We start from the raw sequence: 17,706 nt of genomic DNA on the forward strand, positions 1-17,706 counted from the left end.
GAGCGAATACGCTTAGACTGCCGGCCCATCCAGGCGGGCGTGCACCGTTCTGGTTTCAGGAAGTAGCGCCCGCAAGGGCCCATGGAAAACAGGAAGGGCATGCTTTGAAGCAGGACTACAGCTTGCAGGTGGCGGGTTTGGGCGCGTCGTTCGGCGCGCGCGTCATCCTGGCTGAGGTGGACTTCACGCTGCCCACCCACGGCATCACGGCCCTGCTGGGCCCCAGCGGCTCGGGCAAGTCCACGCTGCTGCGCACGCTGGCCGATCTCAATGCCGCCAATCCGCGCTTTCGCCGCTGGGGCAGCGTGCGCTACGCGGGCCAGGAATGGACCAGCGCCATGCAGGCGCCGCGCCTGGTGCAGCAGCAGGCCCGGCTGATGATGGCCAGCACCTTCGACGCCATCGTCGAGCTGGCCCGGCCCCGCCTCAAGCTCGTGCCGCATGCACTGCGCGACTGGTGCCGCGCGCAGGTGCAGGCCTTCGGCTTTCCCGAGCTTGCGCTGATGTTCGACCAGCCGGCGCTGCAGCTGTCCCCTGTGCAGCAGCGTGCCGTGGCCATACTGCGCGAGGCGCTGGCCGAACCGGCCCTGCTGATGGTGGACGAGCCCACGGCAGAGCTGGAGGGCTACGAGGCCTTTGTGCTGCTGGAACTGCTGCGCCAGGTGGCTCGGCGCACGGCCGTGCTGATGAGCACGCACCACCAGCAGCACGCACAGGCCGTGGCGCAGGACATGCTGCTGCTGGCCGGCGGCCGCATCGCCGAGGCGCAATCCATGGAGGCCTTTCAGCGTGCGCCGCTGTCGCTGGCGGGCCAGCAGTTCGTGCGCACCGGCAGCTGCGCCGTGGCCTCTCCCGATGCGCGGGCCGAAGACCTGGAAGAGGGCGTGTCCCTGCCCCCGCCGCTGCCTGCAGCGGCCTTGGCCGCGATCTCCGAGTTTCTGTCGGATGCAGTGGCCACCGAGCCTGCGTCCGAGCCCATGCCTGCACCTGAGCCTGCGCCTGCACCTGAGCCTGCGCCTGCACCTGTGCCTGCGTCCATGCCTGCGCCGGTACCCGCACCCGCACCGACACCCGCTGCCGCGGCCCGCCCACGCGCCGTCAATCCTGCCGTGCTGGTGGACTGGCAGCCGCTGGTGGCCGACCCGCAGGCCGTGCCTGCCAGCCGTGGACCCAGCGGCTTTGCCTGGCTGGTGCCGGGCCGGCTGGCCGGTGCGCCGCAGCCCGGCGTGGTGCAGTCCATGGACTTTGACCTGAAGGCCCTGCGCGGCTGCGGCGTCACCGTGCTGATCACGCTGACCGAAAACGACCTGCCGCAGGAGCCGCTGCAGCGCCATGGCCTGCGCAACCTGCACCTGCCGGTGCGCGACCACGAATCACCTTCGGTGGCCCAGATCCAGATGCTGCTGGCGCGCATGTCGGCCATGCTGCGCGCGGGCGAGGTGCTGGCCGTGCACTGCCTGGCCGGCCTGGGCCGCACGGGCACGGTGCTGGCCGCATGGCTGGTGCGCGAGGGACTGACTGCCGACGAGGCGCTGCGCCGCGTGCGCCTCATCGATGCCCAGTACGTGCAGTCCCAGGCCCAGGAGGACCTGCTGTATGCGTACGAAGTGGCACTGCTGCTGAAGATGGGCTGACCGATCACATCCATTCACAAAAAAGGAAAGCTGCAATGAGCCTGGATAACGTTTTGAGCGAGGTGGCCGGGTCCGTGCCCGAGTGCCTGGCCATCGGCTACGTGGATGCCGCCTCCGGCATGCTGCTGGCCATCCGCACGGTGGACTCGCATCCGCGCGAAGTCATCGACCTGGTGGCCGCCGCCACGGCCGACCTGTTCAACGGCCCCAATGTCTCGATGATCGAGAGCCTGTTCAAGAAGTCGCGCGGCCTCAAGGACGACGGCCACCACTACTTCCAGGAACTCATCGTCAACAGCGACAATCTCATCCACGTCTTCCTGCGCGGCAAGCTCATGCCCGACTACGTGGCCGTCTTCGTCTGCCGCCGCACGGCCAACCTGGGCATGGCGCTGACCAAGGCCCGCATGGCCATGCCTAAGATTGAAGCGGCGGTGTAGCCGCCGCTCACCCCCTGAGTCGCCAACTGAGCCAGCCTTCCAGGGAGCTATTCTTCAACCATGCGCTTACTGCTTGTCGAAGATGACGCCATGATCGGCGAGGCCGTGCAGACCCTGCTGCGCGGCGAGGGCCATGCAGTGGACTGGGCCCATGACGGCCTGCAGGCCGATGCGGCCCTGTGCCCGGGACCGGGTGGCGGCCATGGCTATGACATGGTGCTGCTGGACCTGGGCCTGCCGGGGCAGGATGGCCTGCAGGTGCTGCGCCGCCTGCGCGGGCGCCGCGACCGCACGCCGGTGCTGGTGGCCACGGCGCGCGATGCCGTGCGCGACCGCATTGCGGGGCTGGATGCGGGGGCCGATGACTATGTGGTCAAACCCTACGACCTGGACGAGCTGCTCGCGCGCCTGCGCGCGCTGGCGCGCCGTGCCTCGGGCGGGTCCGACCCGCTGTACGAGCGCGAGGGCGTGCGGCTGAACCCCGCCACGCGCGAGGCCAGCGTCGAAGGCCGCGACGTGGTGCTCTCCGGCCGCGAATGGGCGGTGCTGGAGACGCTGCTGGCGCGCCCGGGCAGCACGCTGTCGCGCCAGCAGATCGAGGACAAGCTCTACGGCTGGGGCGACGAGGTCAGCAGCAATGCCATCGAGGTCTACATCCACGGCCTGCGCAAGAAGCTGGGCGCGGGGCTGATCCTCAATGTGCGCGGCGTGGGCTACATGGTGCCCAAGCCATGAAGGAGCCGGCTTCCTCTCTCATCGCCAGGGCGCGCGGACGCCTGCCCGGCGCACTGGGAACGCGGCTGCTCCTGTTCCTGGGGGCGGCCATCGTGCTCACCGCGCTGCTGCAGGGCCTGCTGGCCTACCGCAATGCGCTGCTGCAGACCGACACCCTGTTCGACTACCAGATGCAGCAGACCGCCTTTGCGCTGCGCGCCGGCCTGCCGGTGGATGCGCGCGGCAGGCCCCAGGGCACGCCGCCAGAGGATGAGAACCACGAATTCATCGTCCAGGTCTGGACCAACGAGGGCCTGCGCATTTTCGAATCCGCACTGGGTGCGGCCCTGCCGCAGATGGCCGTGCTGGGCTTTGCCGACGTGCCCGCGCGCGGCACGGTGTACCGCGTGTTCTCGCTGCAGACGCGCTCGCAGGTGATCCAGGTGGCGCAGGACATGCGCGTGCGCCGCACGCTGGCGCGCGATGCCGCATGGCAGAGCCTGCTGCCCATCGCCATGCTGGCGCCCGTGCTGGCGCTGGCCGTATGGTGGGTGGTGCGCAGCTCGCTGGCGCCCGTGCAGCGCGTGCGCCGCGAACTGGCCACGCGCCGTCCGCAGGACCTGGCCCCCGTGCCTGCCGAGGGCCTGCCCGACGAGGTGCGGCCCCTGGTGGCCGAGCTCAATGCGCTGCTGCAGCGCGTGGGCCGGGCCTTCGAGGCGCAGCAGCACTTCGTGGCCGATGCCGCGCACGAGCTGCGCTCGCCGCTGGCCGCGCTCAAGCTGCAACTGGTGGCCTTGCAGCGCGCGCCCGATGCTGCCGCGCATGACGAGGCCGTGCAGCGCCTGTCGGCCGGCATAGACCGGGCCACGCGGCTCGTCGAACAATTGTTGACATTGGCGCGGCAGGAAGCCCAAGGCACGGCACAAGGCATGCAAGGCATGCAGGGGCAGCACGACGCTGCCACGGCCGCACCTGCGGACGTGGACCTGCGCGAGGTGGTGGAGCAGGCCCTGGCAGACCAGGCCGTGGCCGCCCAGCAGCACGGCCTGGACATGGGCCTGAGCGAGCCTCCGCAGCTGCGGCAGTCCTTTGCCGTGGCGGGCGATGCACAGGCCTTGCAGATGCTGGTGCGCAACCTGCTGGACAACGCCATCAAGTACGTGCCGAAAGGTGGCCGCGTCGATGTGGGCTGGCGCAGCGATGCCCAGGGGCGCGCGCTCGTGGTCGAGGACTCCGGCCCCGGCATTGCCGAAGGCGAGCGTGAGCAGGTGCTGCGGCGCTTTGTGCGCGGGCCTTCTGCGGGTTTCGCGGGTGCCGCGGGTTCCGCAGGCCCGCAATCGCAGGGCAGCGGACTGGGCCTGGCCATCGTGCAGACCATTGCCCAGCGGCATGGTGCACGCCTGCTGCTCGACCGTTCGCCCACGCTGGGCGGCCTGCGCGTGCAGGTGATATGGCCGCCTGTGTCGGGCCGCTGACATCGGCCGTGGCGCGCAGACGTATCGACGTGTAGCGCGGCAGGAATGCTTCCCGCTTGCGTCCGGCCGGGTCACAATCCCCAAATTGGTGCCAGCCTGCCTGCCTTGCCATTCCCTCCTCAGGCGCGCGGGCAGTCTGCTTCCGTAGTCATTTCGAGAGGTATTTCATGGAGTCCCTTGTCCAGCGCCTGTCCCAGTCCGTGACCCAGGCGCATTCGTTGGAAGAGTTGACGCGGCCTTTGCTGCAAATGCTCGAAGAGAGCACGCATCTGGAGTCCACCTATCTCACCACCATCAACGAAGAACAGGGCCAGCAGCGCGTGCTCTATGCCCGCAACGCGAGCGAGATGCAGATTCCGGAGGGCCTGGTCGTTCCCTGGGGCGACACGCTGTGCAAGCGCGCCCTGGACGAGGGCCGCATGTACACACCCGATGTCGGTGCCTGCTGGGGCGACTCCGAGGCCGCGCGTGAGCTGGGCATCCGCACCTACGCCAGCGCGCCGGTGCGCTTTTCCGACGGCCAACTCTACGGCACTCTGTGCGCGGCCAGCAAGTCCTCCCAGGCGTTGAGCACCGAGGCCGAAGGCCTGCTGCGCCTGTTCGCCAACCTCATAGCCGAGCGCGTGGAGCGCGAGCAACTCATCGCCAGCCTGAGCCGGACCAACCGGGAGCTGGCCGCGCTGGCCTTGCTGGACCCGCTGACCGGCCTGCCCAACCGGCGCTGCCTGACCGATGAGCTGGGCCGGCTCATCGCACGGTGCGCGCGCAGCCAGGAATGCGTGGTGATCGGCTTCATCGACCTGGACCGCTTCAAGAGCGTGAACGACGAGCATGGCCATGAGGCCGGCGACGCACTGCTGCGCGCCATGGGCGAACGCCTGTCCTCCCATCTGCGCAGCGCCGACATGCTGGCGCGCTTTGGCGGCGACGAGTTCGTCTTCATCGGCGTGGGGCCTTTGTTCGGCAGCGAGGCTGACGACGTGGCGCATGACCTGCAGCGGCGCCTGTCGGATGCCTCGGCCTTCCAGGTCGAGCTGCCCGATGGCAAGACACTGGATTACGGCGGCGCCAGCGTGGGCGTGGTCTGCCTGCGTCCTGACTCCATCGATGCCGACGACGCGCTGCAAAAGGCCGACGCGGCCATGTACCGCGTGAAGATGGATCGCAACCGCAAGGCCAGGGCCTCCACCCTGCATTGATCGAGCTGGAGGCCCTGGCCCTGCGGCCAAGGACTCTTGCTGCTTTGCTCTTCTTTCTTCGCTTCTCCTCGCGCGCTCTTTTTTGTTTCTCTCTCAGCCCGCCGCCAGCACGGGCTGGCGGCGCTGCAGTTCCACGGCGGCATGCTGATGATGGCCGGGTGCCGCGTCCAGCTTGAAGGCGCCCACCGTGCGCACCAGATCACCGGCCTGGCCGCGCAGGCTGGAGGCGGCAGCGGCCATCTCCTCCACCAGTGCCGAGTTCTGCTGGGTCGCCTGGTCCATCTGTGTGACCGCCTGGCCGATCTGCGCCACGCCCGAGCTTTGTTCTGAACTGGCGGCGCTGATCTCGCCCATCAGGTCCGTCACGCGGCGGATGGCCTCTACCACCTCGGCCATGGTCGTGCCGGCCTGGTCGGCCAGCGCGCTGCCGTTGTGCACGCGGCTGGCGCTGTCGGTGATCAGTTGCTTGATCTGCTTGGCGGCCTCGGCGCTGCGGCTGGCCAGGCCGCGCACCTCGGTGGCCACCACGGCAAAGCCCCGGCCCTGCTCGCCCGCGCGCGCGGCCTCCACGGCCGCGTTCAGCGCCAGGATGTTGGTCTGGAAGGCAATGCCGTCGATCACATTGATGATGTCGGCGATCTGCCGGCTGGAATCGCTGATGCCGCGCATGGTATCGACCACCTGCCGCACGACCTCGCCGCCCTGTGCTGCCACGGTGGAGGCGCCCAGCGCCAGCTGGTTGGCCATCTGCGCGTTGTCGGCGTTCTGGCGCACGGTGGAGCTGAGCTGCTCCATGGAGGCGGCGGTTTGCTGCAGGGCGCTGGCCTGGCTTTCGGTGCGCGAGGACAGGTCCTGGTTGGCCTGCGCGATCTGCCCGCTGGCCGCCGCCACGCTGACCGATCCCTGGTGCACCTGGCGCACCACGCCGCGCAGCCCCTCCTGCATGGTCTGCAGCGCGCGCAGCAGCATGGACACCTCGTCCTTGCCGCGCACATCGATGTGCCGCGTCAAATCGCCCGCCGCCACGGCATCGGCCGTATGGATGGCCAGGCGCAGCGACCGCGCCATGTTGCGGATGATGGACCAGCCCAGCAGCACCCCCAGCAGCACGCCCGCGATGATGGAGCCCACGGCCACGGCAAAGATCACCTGGTAGAGCGACTGCGCGGCGTCGTACTCCTCCTTGGCGACGCGGGTCTGCAGCGCGGTCAGCTGCACGATCACATTACGCAGCGGCGCGTACAGCGCCTCGTCCTTGTCGATCAGCAGCTGCCGGGCCAGCTCCAGGTCACCGGACTGCAGCGCCTGCTGGGCCGGCTTCAGAAAGCCCTGCAGGAACAGCGCGCGCACGGCCTCGAAGCGGTCGGCCAGCTGAGCCTCTTCCTCGGTCAGCCGGGTCTGGCGGAACGAGGCCCAGGCCTTGTTCACGTCGTTGATGTTGGTCTGTATCTCCTGCTGCTTTTGCTGCGTGTATTCGGGCAGGTGCACGGCAATGGCGCCCGAGACTGCATGGCGGTTGCGCAGCAGCAGGCGCTGCACTTCCAGCAGATCGCCCAGCGCGACAAGGCGCTCTTCATAGACCACCTTGAATCGGCGGTTGGACTCGCTGATTCCATATAGCCCGAAAGCGCCGATCACGATCATGAGCAGTGAGAGAAAACCAATCAAGGCGGTCAGGCGAGTCGATAACTTGAAATTATTCATACTGCGTCCTTTGCATGCATTGCGGATGGTGGGTGGGTACTTGCGCTCTCATGCCGCCCCGTGATTGCACACATTTCTCACGAAGGGCCTGCTAGTGAAAATGAAATTTCATTCACACAAGAATGCCCGGTCTACACAAAGGCGCGCAGGTATACGGAAACGGCAATGCGGGCTTGCCTGCAGGCCCATGCGGGCAATGGCGCTCCATGTTGTATTGATTTTCAAACTTTTTGTTACAAACTATAGTATGAATCGAATGGACCAGGCAATACCCGTTTTTCAGGCGTTGGCCCTGGCCTGATAGTGCTTCTCTGTTGATTGCAAATCCATGAAAAATACAGGCGGCAACGGCCCTGGCAACGGCTGCGGCGCGGAACGGCCCGCCTAGAATCCGCGTTTGCGCATGGCCCCTGGCCCGGCTTCACGAAAGAGATCCATGAAACCCAAAACCCTGGCCGGCGCGCTGGCCGCCCTCTGCGTGGCCGCGGCCGGACTGCTCTACGCATCGCCCTACATCGCCCTGCACCAGATCGGCAAGGCCGTGGAGCGCCGCGATGCCCAGGCCCTGTCCGGCTACGTGGACTTCCCCGCGCTGCGCGAAAGCATCAAGGGCCAGATGATGGCCAGGCTGCAGTCCCAGATGGGCGGCTCGGGCGACAGCGCCTCCAACCCCCTTGCCGGCTTTGGCCAGCAACTGGCCCAGGGCCTGGTCGGCCAGTTCACCGAGGCGCTGGTGTCGCCCGATGGCGTCATGCTCATGCTGGAAAAAGGCAAGCCCGGCAAACCCACGGACGTGGCCGCCGCAGGCGTGGGCGTGGACACCCAGGGCGGGCCGCCGCGCAAGGACTATTCCGTGCAGTACCAGGGCTGGTCCAAGGTCTTCGTGCACCCGCGCGGGGAGCCGGGCGGCTTCATCTTCATGCGCGAAGGCCTGATGGGGTGGAAGCTGGTGGCCGTGAAGATGGATTGAGGGGCGCGCCGGCCGGTCGGCTTCACGGCATCCAGACACCCTGCGCGGGTGCAGGGTTGTTGAGGCGTCGCTGGATAAGGTCCGCCTCCTGCCGCAGCAAGGCCGCCAGCTGCGGCCAGCGTTCCTTGGGCATGCGATGGTTGACGGCCGAGATGCTGAGCGAACCCAGCGGCCGGCCATCAGCGGTACACAGTGGCATGGCCACTGCGCTCACGCCCAGAGTCACCCAGTTGCCGCAGACTGCGTAGCCACGCTCGCGGCTTTGGACCAGAAGCATGCGCATGGTGTCCATGTCCATGCGGTTGTAGCGTGCCAGCCTGGGTCCGGCCGCCTGGATGAGCGACTCGGCCTCCCCATCGGACAGGCGCAGCAGTATCGCCAGTCCTGCGGCGCCCACGCCCAACGGACGGCGGCTGCCAACGTCCAGTGTCAGCACACGTATGGGCGACAGGCCCTCGCGCCGGTCCAGGCAGACGGCATCGAAGCCGCTGCGCAGCGTCAGATAGCAGGTGTCCTGGGTCTCGGCCTGCAATCTGTCCATGGATTCACCGCACAGTCCCCGGATGTCGCAATGCTCGGCTGCCGCCAGCCCCAGTTCGAAAGCCAGTGGGCCCAGCCGGTAGAGCTTGGTCTGCACGTTGCAGGCCACCATGCCCGACTCGGTGAGATGGCGCAGCAGCCGCAGTGTGGTTGGATGCGGCAGCCCGGTCATCCTGGACAGTTCACTCAGTGGAAATCCACGGCGGCTGGGTGCAGAAAGCGCCTTCAGGATCGCAATGGATCTGCCCAGTGACTTGGCTGTGTCTCTGGCGGTACTGTGGGGTGTTGCAGTCATTTTTACTGTGTGAACATTTGGATGGAGCACCGAAGGCGATTTTCATAAAGTCCAAACGCGATTTGCAAGCTTTTGACTGGAAGGAAAACCCCATGGCTGCCCGTTTCCCCGGCTACGTCCCCGCAGGTGTCATCCCGGCGGCGCTCATGCCCTTCAATGAAGACCTGTCCATCGATGAGACCTCGCTGCGCAGGCACATGCGCGACCTCGCCGCCGTGCGCGGCATCTCGGCCCTGTGCGTCAACGGCGTCTCCCAGGAGGTGCCAGGCCTGACGCTGGACGAACAGCGCCGCGCGCTGGACCTCATGGCCGACGAGGTCGGCGACCGCATCCCCCTCATGCATGGCGTCTACGCGCACGGCCCGCTCGATGCCGCGCAGATCGCCCGCCAGGCCGAGGCCGGCGGCGCCTCCTGCCTTCTGGTCTTTCCGCCCGCCGTCTTCGCACGCGGCGCGGCCATGCTGCCGCAGATGACCCTGGGACACTACAAGGCCATCGCCGACGCCACCGACCTGCCGCTGATCGTCTTCCAGTACGAAACCGCCACCGGCATGGCCCATCCGCTGGACACCCTGGTACGGCTGGCCGAGGAAGTGCCCTCGGTCAAAGCCATCAAGGACCGCAGCAACAACCCCGTGGAGCATGAGCGCAACATCCGCGTGCTGCAGTCTCTGCCCCGGCCGGTGAACGTGCTCACCACCCACAGCGCCTGGCTCATGCCATCGCTCACCCTGGGCTGCAAGGGCATTCTTTCCGGCTCGGGCAGCGTGCATGCCGACCTGCATGTGGCGCTGTGGGAGGCCGTGCAGGCCGGCGATCTGGCCGCGGCGCGCACCATCAACGACAGCATCCATCCCCTGTCCAGTTGCTTCTACAGTGCCCCCATGCTGGACATGCACACCCGCATGAAGGAAGCCCTGGTCCTGCTGGGCCGCCTGCCCAGCAGCCGCGTGCGCCTGCCCTGGGTGGACCTGGGCGATGCCGAGCGCCAGCGCGTGCGCCAGGCATTGGTGAGCGCCGGCCTGATCTGAACAAGGCGCTGCCGCAAGCGCGGCAGGCCGCAACTGTGCAAGAACCCAAGGAGACACACCATGGACCGAGATCATTCCACCGGCCGGCAACACGGGACAGGGCTGCGCCGCTTCTGGCACGCATGTGCCGCCCTGGCATTGGCCCTGGCCGGGCCGGCGCTGGCCTTTCCCGGCAAGACCGTCACCATCGTCGTGCCCTTCACCCCGGGCGGCGCCGTGGACATCGTGGCGCGCACCGTGGCCGTGGGCCTGTCCGAGGCCTGGCAGCAGCCCGTGGTGGTGGAAAACAAGCCGGGCGCGGGCGGCGCCATCGGCATACAGGCCGTGGCCCGCGCGGTTCCTGATGGCCATGTGTTGCTGCTGGGCTCCGTGGGCCCGCTGACCATCAACCCCGGCCTGGGCCCCGTGGGCTACGACGTGGGCAAGGACCTCGCGCCCGTGGTGCTACTGGCCAAGACCCCGGCCGTGCTCGTGACCCGTCCCACGTCGCCTGCCGGCGATGTGCGGCAGTTCGTGCATTGGGCCAGGTCCGCGCCTGCGCCGCTGAACTACGGCTCGGCGGGCAACGGCAACATCACCCATCTGGTCAGCGAGTACTTTCTGGGCAGCGCCGGCCTCAAGGCTATCCATGTGCCCTACAAGGGCAGTGCGCCGGCCATCACCGACCTGCTCGGTGGCCAACTGGACTTTCTCTTCGACGTCGTGCCCACGGCCCTGCCGCACATCCGTGCGGGCAAGTTCAGGCCGCTGGCCGTCACCACCAACGTACGCTCACCCGTGCTGCCCGAGGTCCCCACGCTGCAGGAACTGGGCTACCGGGACTTCGACGTCAGCTCGTGGTTTGCGCTGCTGGCCCCAGCCGGCACGCCTGGGGCCGTGATCGAGCAGATCAATGCGGCCGTGAACCAGGTGCTGGATGCCGACAGAACGCGCGAGCGCCTCTCTGCCATGGGCGCCAACGTGGCAGGCGGCACGCCCGTCGAATTGGGCCGGTTCATGGGGGCAGAGACGCAGCGCTGGCGCAAGCTCATCGACGACAAGGGCATCAAGGCCCAATGACGGGCCGCACGGTGGCAAAGCAAGCCTCAGCCTTGATGCAGCACCTTCATCACATGGCGCTTGCCCAGCCGCAACGCGCGGGCATCGGCCTCTGGCTGCGTGTCGCAGGGCTGGTCATCGGTGACGGCCCCCAGGGACTTGCCGCTGGCCACCTCCAGCAGGGTGGCGTGCGGCAGCCAGGCGCCAGGCCAGGCCTCGCTGGGAAGTGATGCGGGCGTGATCCGCACGCCCATGTAGAGAAGGCTGTCCATGGCCTGCCGGGTCCGTTCGGCTCAGCCTGCCAGGGGCGGGCGGGGCAGGGCCAGCCACTGCTGGACGGCGGGGTGCTGCCACTGCCGGCGCGCATAGGCGGCCAGCGGCGCGGGCACGGCATCGCCGTTGAGCACCAGGCGGTTGAGCATCAGCGCCAGATCCACATCGGCAATCGACCACGGGCCGGCAATGTGGTCATCTTCCGAGCGGATGAAGGCTCCCGCCACCGAAAACAGCTTGCGCGCCGCAGCCTGGCCCGCATCCGACAGCGGCGTGGGCGTGGGGCGGTAGAACACCACTTCGGTGCTGCGCTCCGAGCGCAAGGCCATCAGATCGCTGCGCAGCCAGGCCTGGACCTGGCGCACACGGGCGCGCGCCTGCGCATCCTGGGAGTAGAGCGGGGCGCCGCCAAAGCGGTCCTGCAGATACTCGGAAATCGCCGACGACTCCGACAGGCTGAAATCGCCATCCACCAGCGTGGGCACCCGTGCCGTCAGTGACGCGGCCACATAGTCCACCCCGGTGTTCTGTCCCGCCGAAAGGTCCAGCGTGCGCAACTCGAATTCAATCCCCTTGACCTTCAGCGCAACGAACACGGACATGGCATAGGGAGAGGCGAATTGCGAATCGGCGTACAGCAGCATGAGGGCCTTTCGGGAGACTGCATCAGTGATTGGGGCACTGATGGTAGCCGAGTGCCCGGGCCCGTCCGTCACGCGTTGGGGGGATCGCCGCAGATACGGCCCATGCCTCTTTCAAAGACATTGCGCACGTCGCGAAAGGTCTGCGAAGCCCATCCGTCGCGGTGCTCGCCATGCAGGGCGGCGGCCACGAAAACGATCTGCGTCAGCTGCGAAATGCGCGCCGCCATGCCGTGCGCCACGATATGGGCCTCCGTGTCCTGGCGATCCGCCGTCCGCATCTGCGCCTGCGGCAGCTGATGGGCCTCGTAGCTGGCACGGCGCACCAGCTCGCAGCACACACAAGCCGTGCTGGACAGAGCGAAAAGCGGTAGATACCATTGGTGATTACCAATCAAGGAGCCCGCCATGGACACCGCACGCCTTTTCCAATCCGGCCGCAGTCAAGCCGTGCGGCTGCCCAAGGAGTACCGTTTCACGGGCACTGAAGTCGTGGTGAAGCACTTCGGCAACGGCGTGTTGCTGCTGCCCGCAGACGACCCTTGGCAAACACTGCAAGCCGGGCTGGCTGAGTTTGAACCGGGCTTTGTGCTCGAGCGCGAGCAGCCTGATGCCCAGCAGCGGGACGAGATCAGCCCATGATCCTGCTCGACACCAACATCTGCATCTACATCATCAATGCCAAGCCCCCGGAAGTGCTGGCGCGCTTTCAGCAGTACCGCATGGGAGAGGTGGGACTGTGCAGCGTGGCGGCTGCCGAACTGGCCTTTGGCGTGGCCAAAAGCGGCTCGGCCCGTAACCGCCTGGCCCTGGAGATGTTTCTTGCCCCGCTCACCATCCTCCCGTTTGACGAGGCGGCCGTGTGGGCCTATGGCGACCTGCGGGCCGATCTGGAGCGTCGAGGCAGTCCCATCGGCGCGCTTGACACCATGATCGCCGCCCACGCCCTGAGCCAGAGGGCGCTGCTGGTGACCAACAACACCCGCGAATTCGCCAAGGTGCCCGGCCTGCAGTTGGATAACTGGGCTGTCGCTACCTGATTCCCTGGGTAAATCCGATCCTAGTGCCTGCTGTATGAGCGCAAGCAGCTATCAAATGTGAAGTAATCGATATCTTTTCATCGAAACCCAGCTACCCAGTTCGCGCCTCTGGACAGCGCCTGCATGCATGCTGGCCGGCCGGCTCGCACTGACCCTGGATCGAACGCAAAAAGCCCCTCGGCACCTTTCTGGTGTCGAGGGGCGTTTCTTGTTTCTACACCGCCTGTGTCCCCGGAATGTCCCCGGGGGCCAAGTGCAATTCGCAAGCCATTGATACAGAAGCAATTCAATGGTCCCTCCGACAGGAATCGAACCTGTATCTGGCGCTTAGGAGGCGCCCGTTCTATCCATTGAACTACGGAGAGAGGCAAACCGCGATTGTAAACGCTCGGGGCGGGTCTGCCCTGCACGCCGCCCGCCGGGCGGTGTGCAGGGTGCCGGGGCGTCAGTCCTTGCGCACGGTGTAGATCAGGTCCAGCGCGCTGGTTTCCCCGGTCTGGCCGCGCAGGGTGAGGCGGCGCGAGAGGTCGTAGAAGATGTACAGCGTGCCCATGGCCCCCGAGAGGCTTTGCTCGTAGGTGACGTAGAGATCGCTGGACAGGCGCTTGCCCAGGGTGAGGGCGGCGCCGGTGGAGCCTTCGCCGCCCGGTCCCTTGAAGCCGATTTCGTCCAGGCCCAGGTTGCTGGCGATCTTGCCGCTGTTGTTGCGCCCGCCGCTGAGCAGGGACAGCGCGGCCTGCTGGAGCAGGGCGCTTTCGGCGCCGCCCGTGGCGGGGTCGCGGCCCATGACCACCCAGGAGAGCTTTTCGGCATCGGGCATTTCGGGGTCGGAGTACAGGCGCACGCGCGGGGCGTTGGCCGTGCCCTGCACCTGCACGCCTGCGCGCACGGCGATGTTCGGGCGCAGCGCCAGGATGTCCAGCGAGGGGTTGGCGTAGGGGCCGTTGAAGCGGATGAGGCCGGTCTCCACGTCCAGCGACTGGCCCCAGGCGCGGTAGCGGCCCTGCACGGTGCGGATCTCGCCCGTGATGCGCGGCGGGCCGGCCGCCACGGTGGGGCCTTGCACTTCCAGCGCGCCTTCCAGGCGGGTGGTGATGCCGTAGCCCTGCAGCGCGAAGTCGCGGCCCAGGTCGAGCTTGACGAGGATGTCGGGCAGCTTGATGGTTTCCGCGCGGGCCTGGGCCTTGCGGTCGGCCTGCTGCTGTTTGCGCGCCGCTTCCTGCTCGGCCTTGCGCGAGGCGGCCGAGTGCACGACCACGTCGGAGTCCAGCGATGGGGCGGATTCCTCGGGCAGGATGATGGTGGCGCGGTCGGTGGTGAGGTCGCCGCGCAGCGTGAACTGGCCTTGCTCCAGCCTGGCCTGCAGGCCGCCGGAGATGCTGACCTGGCGGTCTGCCCGCACCAGCACCTGCAGCCTGGTGGCCTGGGCGCGCAAGTCCATGCTCAGGCCGGAGTTGCTGCCATCGGCATTGGGCGGGTCCCAGCGCACGAAGCCCGAGCCCGTGAGTTCGCCGCCTTCGCGCGGGGCCGTGGTGAGGTTGCCGCTGTAGCCCAGGATGCGCGCATTGCTGCCGCGCCCGCCCTGCATGCGCAGCTCGGTCAGGTCCAGCCGGTTGCCTTGCAGGCGGGCGCGCAGCACGCCGTTTTGCAGGTCGATGCCGTCCAGCGCGGACAGGATGCTCAGGCCGTCGGCCGAGAGATTGCCCTGCCACTGCGGGTTCTGGCGGTCGCCGCTGATCTCGGCCTTGGCCTGCAGCGAGCCGGTGACGCGCCAGCCGGGCGGGGCGAACAGCGCCCAGATGCCGATGTCGGGCATGCGGGCGTCGATCTGGCCGGACAGCGGGGCTTTCTCGGGCCAGGTCCAGGTGCCGTTTTGCTGGGCCAGGCGCGTGCCCAGCTGGGCGGTCAGGGTGCCGGCGCGTTCGCTGTCCCAGTCGAGCTTGGCCTGCACGTCGTCGCCCTGGGCGCGCACGCTCAGGCGGGCCTGCTTGATGTGGGCGCGCATGCCGGCGCCGCGCACGGTACGGGTGCGCACTTCACCGGGCTTGCTGGAGCGCGGCCCCGTGGTGTGGATGACGGTGGTGCCCGAGCCGTCTTCCACGGCCAGGCGCAGGTCGCCGGCGGCACGTTCGACCAGCAGTTCGGCCTTGAGCGCGGGGCCGGTGGTGTCCAGGTCCCAGCGGGCATTGAAGCTCAGGTCGCCGCTCAGGCCCATGGCGGCCAGCGGAGGCTCCTCGGCCATGGACAGGGCATCGACCCAGGCCAGCGGCAGGGCCTGGGCGCGGCCGGTGCTGCGCAGGGCCCAGCGGCCATCGCCGCCCTGGGTGGCGCGGGTGTCGTCCCAGGCCAGCAGCACGGGCTGCGGCGCCTCGGCATTGGCGCGGCGCTGGGCCAGCGTGGGCGGCGTGACCTGCAGGCTGCCGGCCGATGCCGTGAAGGTGGTGGACAGCACGGTGCGGCCCGTGGTGCGCTGGGCGATCTGCACGGGCTGCTTGCCCGCCAGTTGCAACTGCCATGGGCCGGGCAGGTCCTGGCCCGGATTCAACCGAGCCTGCAGTCTGTCGATGCTGGCCTGCCAGTCCAGCGGGGCCGCGCCGCGCGCCGTGGCAAGGCCTGCCTGCAGGGCCGTGTCGATCTGCGCGGTCTGCGTGCCGCGCTTCGCCTGGCCGGTGAGGGTCAGGCCGGCCTGCTCGGGCGAGCCCTTGAGGGCCAGGCGCAGTTCGGGCAGTTCCAGCGCCTGCTCGGGCGGCGTGTTTGCGGGCAGGTAGCGCAGCTTGGCGGCCTGCAGGTCGGCCTGCAGTTGCAGGCCGCTGGCGGGCAGCGGGTCGCCCACGGCGGCCTTCATGCGCTTTTGCAGTGCGTCCCATCCGCCACGCCAGCTGGCGTCCAGCTGGGCCTGGCCTTCGATCAGGGCGCCGGCCAGCGGGTCCTTCATGCCGGGCAGCTTGCGCAGCCACTGCGTGAGGGCGGTGAGCGACGACAGCTTGAGCTGGCTGCTGCCCTGGCCTGCGGCGGGGCTGATGTGGCCGTCCAGCGAGAGCTCGGCGCCGGGCAGCTGGGCCTTCAGCACGGTCTGCAGTTTTTGCTGTTCGGTGTCGAACTGCAGGCTGCGGCTGCGCACCGAGGCCTGCAGCGCATCAAGCTGCAGGTTCTCCAGCGAGAGCACGGGCTGGGCCCAACGGCCCTTGGTGGCGAGTTTCTCTATGCGCAGGGGCTGGCGCCTGGCGCCTGCGGGCGCGGCTGCGGCCTGGATGTCCACGCTGAAGTCCACCTGCTGCTCTGCCGTGGCGCTGGCGCGCAGCTCGCCCTGCAGCGGCGCGGCTTCCAGGAGGCTGTAGAGCGCGGCGGGGTCCAGGCGCTGGACCTTGGCCTGGCCTTCGAAGACCTTGGTGGCGGGCTCGAAGCGGCCCTGGGCGTCGATGCTGCCCGAGCCTATGGCGATCTGCGCCTGCTCCAGCAGCCACTGCTGGCCGTCATAGCGCACCGCGGCCTCGATCTGGTCCAGCGGCAGGCGCTGGCGGTCCCAGGGGCCGGGCATGGCGTTGTTCAGGCGTGTCGTCAGCTGCCAGGCGGTGGTGGCGATGGCCGAGCCTGGCGCCTGGTCCGATGCCTGGTCCGATGCCTGTTCCGTGGCGGGTGCCTGGGCTGTATCAGCTGCCTTGCCATCCGGCCCGGCCTGCAATTCGCCGCTGATGCGGGTGCGCGGTCCCTGGGGCCAGAAGGCGGCGATGTCGATCTGGCTGAGCTGGGCGCGCGCGGTCTGCAGCGGCTGGGGCTGCCAAGGCCGGATGCTGGCCTCGACGTCCGCATGCATGGGTTCGGACACCGGGGCGGCTTCGTTGCGCTCCCTGGCCTTGCCGTTCTTGCCATCGGCCTTGGCGGATTTCTGTACGGCGGGAGGGGTAGATGCTTCCTCGGACACCGTCCCGGGCTTGGCATCAACCTGGAGCTTGATGCCCAGTTGCGCAGCGGCGGTGGCCAGGGTGCCGTCGATCCGGGCCCTGGCCTGCACGGCCAGCGGTGCAGGTTTGGGGGCCTTGGCCGTGGAGGCTTCGTCATCCGAAGCCAGGGCCGGCGCTTGCAGGTCGCCCTGCAGCTGGGCCTGGATGGCCATGGGCGCACGGGCCTGCAGGCGCAGCCTGGCCTGGTAGTTGCCATCGGCCCATTGCAGGTCGCGCACGTCCAACTGGTGCTCGCTGCCGTCATAGACGTAGTGGCCTTGCAGGCCCAGTACCTCGGCCTGGGGCGGGCCTTGCCAGACGATGCGCTCCACATGGAAGGGCACGTCGATCTTCACGGGCAGCACGAGCTGCTGCAGTGGCTCGACGGGTTTCTTGTCATCGGGGTCGGGCGTGCTGGCAATGCTCAGCTCGGCGATGCGCACTTCGCCCAGGCGCACGGTGCGCGACAGCAGGGGGCGCAATTGCCAGCCGATGGTGGCGTCGCGCAGCTCCACCTTCATGGTGGGGCTTTGCCATTGCAGCCAGCCGATGCGCCCGCCCTGGCGCACGGTGCCGGTGACTTCCTTGGCCTGCAGGCTCTGGCCTGCGGGCAGCCAGCCGGCCACGCGCTGCAGGGTGTAGGCCAGCGAATCGGCACGGCCGGCCCACCACCAGGCGGAACCCAGCAGGGTGGCCAGCAGCAGGACCAGCACCAGGAAGAACCAGAGCAGGGCGCGCAGCCAGCGGCGGCGGCGGGGCGCGGGAGGGGGC

The 17,706-nt window shown here is 68.3% G+C and carries 16 protein-coding genes and 1 tRNA gene; 10 read left to right on the forward strand and 7 right to left on the reverse strand.

The features are described 5' to 3' along the window. Nucleotides 1-104 precede the first annotated feature (104 nt). The 5 genes from A9976_RS19600 to A9976_RS19620 all read left to right on the forward strand — a co-directional run bounded on the left by A9976_RS19600 (nt 105) and on the right by A9976_RS19620 (nt 5,462). Complete coding sequence (locus A9976_RS19600; protein WP_183020385.1) at nt 105-1,634, forward strand: ATP-binding cassette domain-containing protein; 1,530 nt, start codon at nt 105-107, stop codon at nt 1,632-1,634. 35 nt (nt 1,635-1,669) lie between these two features. Beyond that, the gene (locus tag A9976_RS19605; RefSeq protein ID WP_012203525.1) at nt 1,670-2,074 is read left to right on the forward strand and encodes a hypothetical protein; all 405 of its coding nucleotides are present in this window, start codon (nt 1,670-1,672) and stop codon (nt 2,072-2,074) included. 60 nt (nt 2,075-2,134) lie between these two features. Then, on the forward strand, nt 2,135-2,809 hold the full coding sequence (locus A9976_RS19610) for a response regulator transcription factor (protein ID WP_183020386.1): 675 nt from the start codon (nt 2,135-2,137) through the stop codon (nt 2,807-2,809). Then, on the forward strand, nt 2,806-4,263 hold the full coding sequence (locus A9976_RS19615; RefSeq protein WP_183020387.1) for an ATP-binding protein: 1,458 nt from the start codon (nt 2,806-2,808) through the stop codon (nt 4,261-4,263). The genes A9976_RS19610 and A9976_RS19615 overlap by 4 nt, the downstream gene beginning before the upstream one ends. A gap of 167 nt (nt 4,264-4,430) precedes the next feature. After that, entirely contained in the window at nt 4,431-5,462 is a 1,032-nt protein-coding gene (locus tag A9976_RS19620) for a diguanylate cyclase (RefSeq protein ID WP_183020388.1), read from the forward strand. Nucleotides 5,463-5,555: 93 nt separating this feature from the next. Here A9976_RS19620 and A9976_RS19625 read toward each other — a convergent pair whose 3' ends face one another. After that, entirely contained in the window at nt 5,556-7,166 is a 1,611-nt protein-coding gene (locus A9976_RS19625) for a methyl-accepting chemotaxis protein (RefSeq protein WP_183020389.1), read from the reverse strand. 436 nt (nt 7,167-7,602) lie between these two features. Between A9976_RS19625 and A9976_RS19630 the strand changes: the two genes are divergently transcribed. Then, complete coding sequence (locus A9976_RS19630; protein ID WP_183020390.1) at nt 7,603-8,136, forward strand: DUF2939 domain-containing protein; 534 nt, start codon at nt 7,603-7,605, stop codon at nt 8,134-8,136. Between the two features lie 22 nt (nt 8,137-8,158). Here A9976_RS19630 and A9976_RS19635 read toward each other — a convergent pair whose 3' ends face one another. Further along, on the reverse strand, nt 8,159-8,971 hold the full coding sequence (locus A9976_RS19635) for an IclR family transcriptional regulator (RefSeq protein ID WP_183020391.1): 813 nt from the start codon (nt 8,969-8,971) through the stop codon (nt 8,159-8,161). Nucleotides 8,972-9,063: 92 nt separating this feature from the next. On the opposite strand from A9976_RS19635, the gene A9976_RS19640 reads away from it, so the two are divergent. Both A9976_RS19640 and A9976_RS19645 read left to right on the forward strand, forming a co-directional pair. Next, nucleotides 9,064-10,002 carry a dihydrodipicolinate synthase family protein gene (locus A9976_RS19640; RefSeq protein WP_183020392.1) on the forward strand — a complete coding sequence of 313 codons (939 nt, stop codon included), beginning with the start codon at nt 9,064-9,066 and terminating at the stop codon, nt 10,000-10,002. A 60-nt stretch (nt 10,003-10,062) separates the two neighbouring features. Further along, nucleotides 10,063-11,061 (forward strand): tripartite tricarboxylate transporter substrate binding protein, encoded by a 999-nt coding sequence (locus tag A9976_RS19645; protein ID WP_259649252.1) that lies wholly within the window; start codon nt 10,063-10,065, stop codon nt 11,059-11,061. 26 nt (nt 11,062-11,087) lie between these two features. Here the strand turns inward: A9976_RS19645 and A9976_RS19650 are convergent, their stop codons facing one another. The 3 genes from A9976_RS19650 to A9976_RS19660 form a co-directional block, all read right to left on the reverse strand. Beyond that, on the reverse strand, nt 11,088-11,312 hold the full coding sequence (locus A9976_RS19650) for a hypothetical protein (RefSeq protein ID WP_183020393.1): 225 nt from the start codon (nt 11,310-11,312) through the stop codon (nt 11,088-11,090). 21 nt (nt 11,313-11,333) lie between these two features. Then, on the reverse strand, nt 11,334-11,957 hold the full coding sequence (gene yfcF / locus A9976_RS19655) for a glutathione transferase (protein WP_183020394.1): 624 nt from the start codon (nt 11,955-11,957) through the stop codon (nt 11,334-11,336). 68 nt (nt 11,958-12,025) lie between these two features. Further along, a complete protein-coding gene (locus A9976_RS19660; protein ID WP_259649253.1) occupies nt 12,026-12,364 on the reverse strand; it encodes a hypothetical protein in 339 nt (112 codons plus the stop codon). Between A9976_RS19660 and A9976_RS19665 the strand changes: the two genes are divergently transcribed. Further along, entirely contained in the window at nt 12,363-12,596 is a 234-nt protein-coding gene (locus A9976_RS19665; protein ID WP_043824440.1) for an antitoxin, read from the forward strand. The genes A9976_RS19660 and A9976_RS19665 overlap by 2 nt on opposite strands. Next, nucleotides 12,593-12,994, forward strand: coding sequence for a type II toxin-antitoxin system VapC family toxin (locus A9976_RS19670; RefSeq protein ID WP_183020395.1), 402 nt, complete (start codon nt 12,593-12,595; stop codon nt 12,992-12,994). The genes A9976_RS19665 and A9976_RS19670 overlap by 4 nt, the downstream gene beginning before the upstream one ends. 290 nt (nt 12,995-13,284) lie before the next feature. Here the strand turns inward: A9976_RS19670 and A9976_RS19675 are convergent. Both A9976_RS19675 and A9976_RS19680 read right to left on the reverse strand, forming a co-directional pair. Continuing rightward, nucleotides 13,285-13,359: transfer RNA gene (locus A9976_RS19675), tRNA-Arg, on the reverse strand. A gap of 80 nt (nt 13,360-13,439) precedes the next feature. Next, on the reverse strand, nt 13,440-17,706 hold a 4,267-nt coding region (locus A9976_RS19680; RefSeq protein WP_183020396.1), incomplete at its 5' end, for a translocation/assembly module TamB domain-containing protein.

It is taken from the genome of Delftia sp. UME58 (assembly GCF_014170385.1).
GTDB lineage: Bacteria > Pseudomonadota > Gammaproteobacteria > Burkholderiales > Burkholderiaceae_C > Comamonas > Comamonas acidovorans.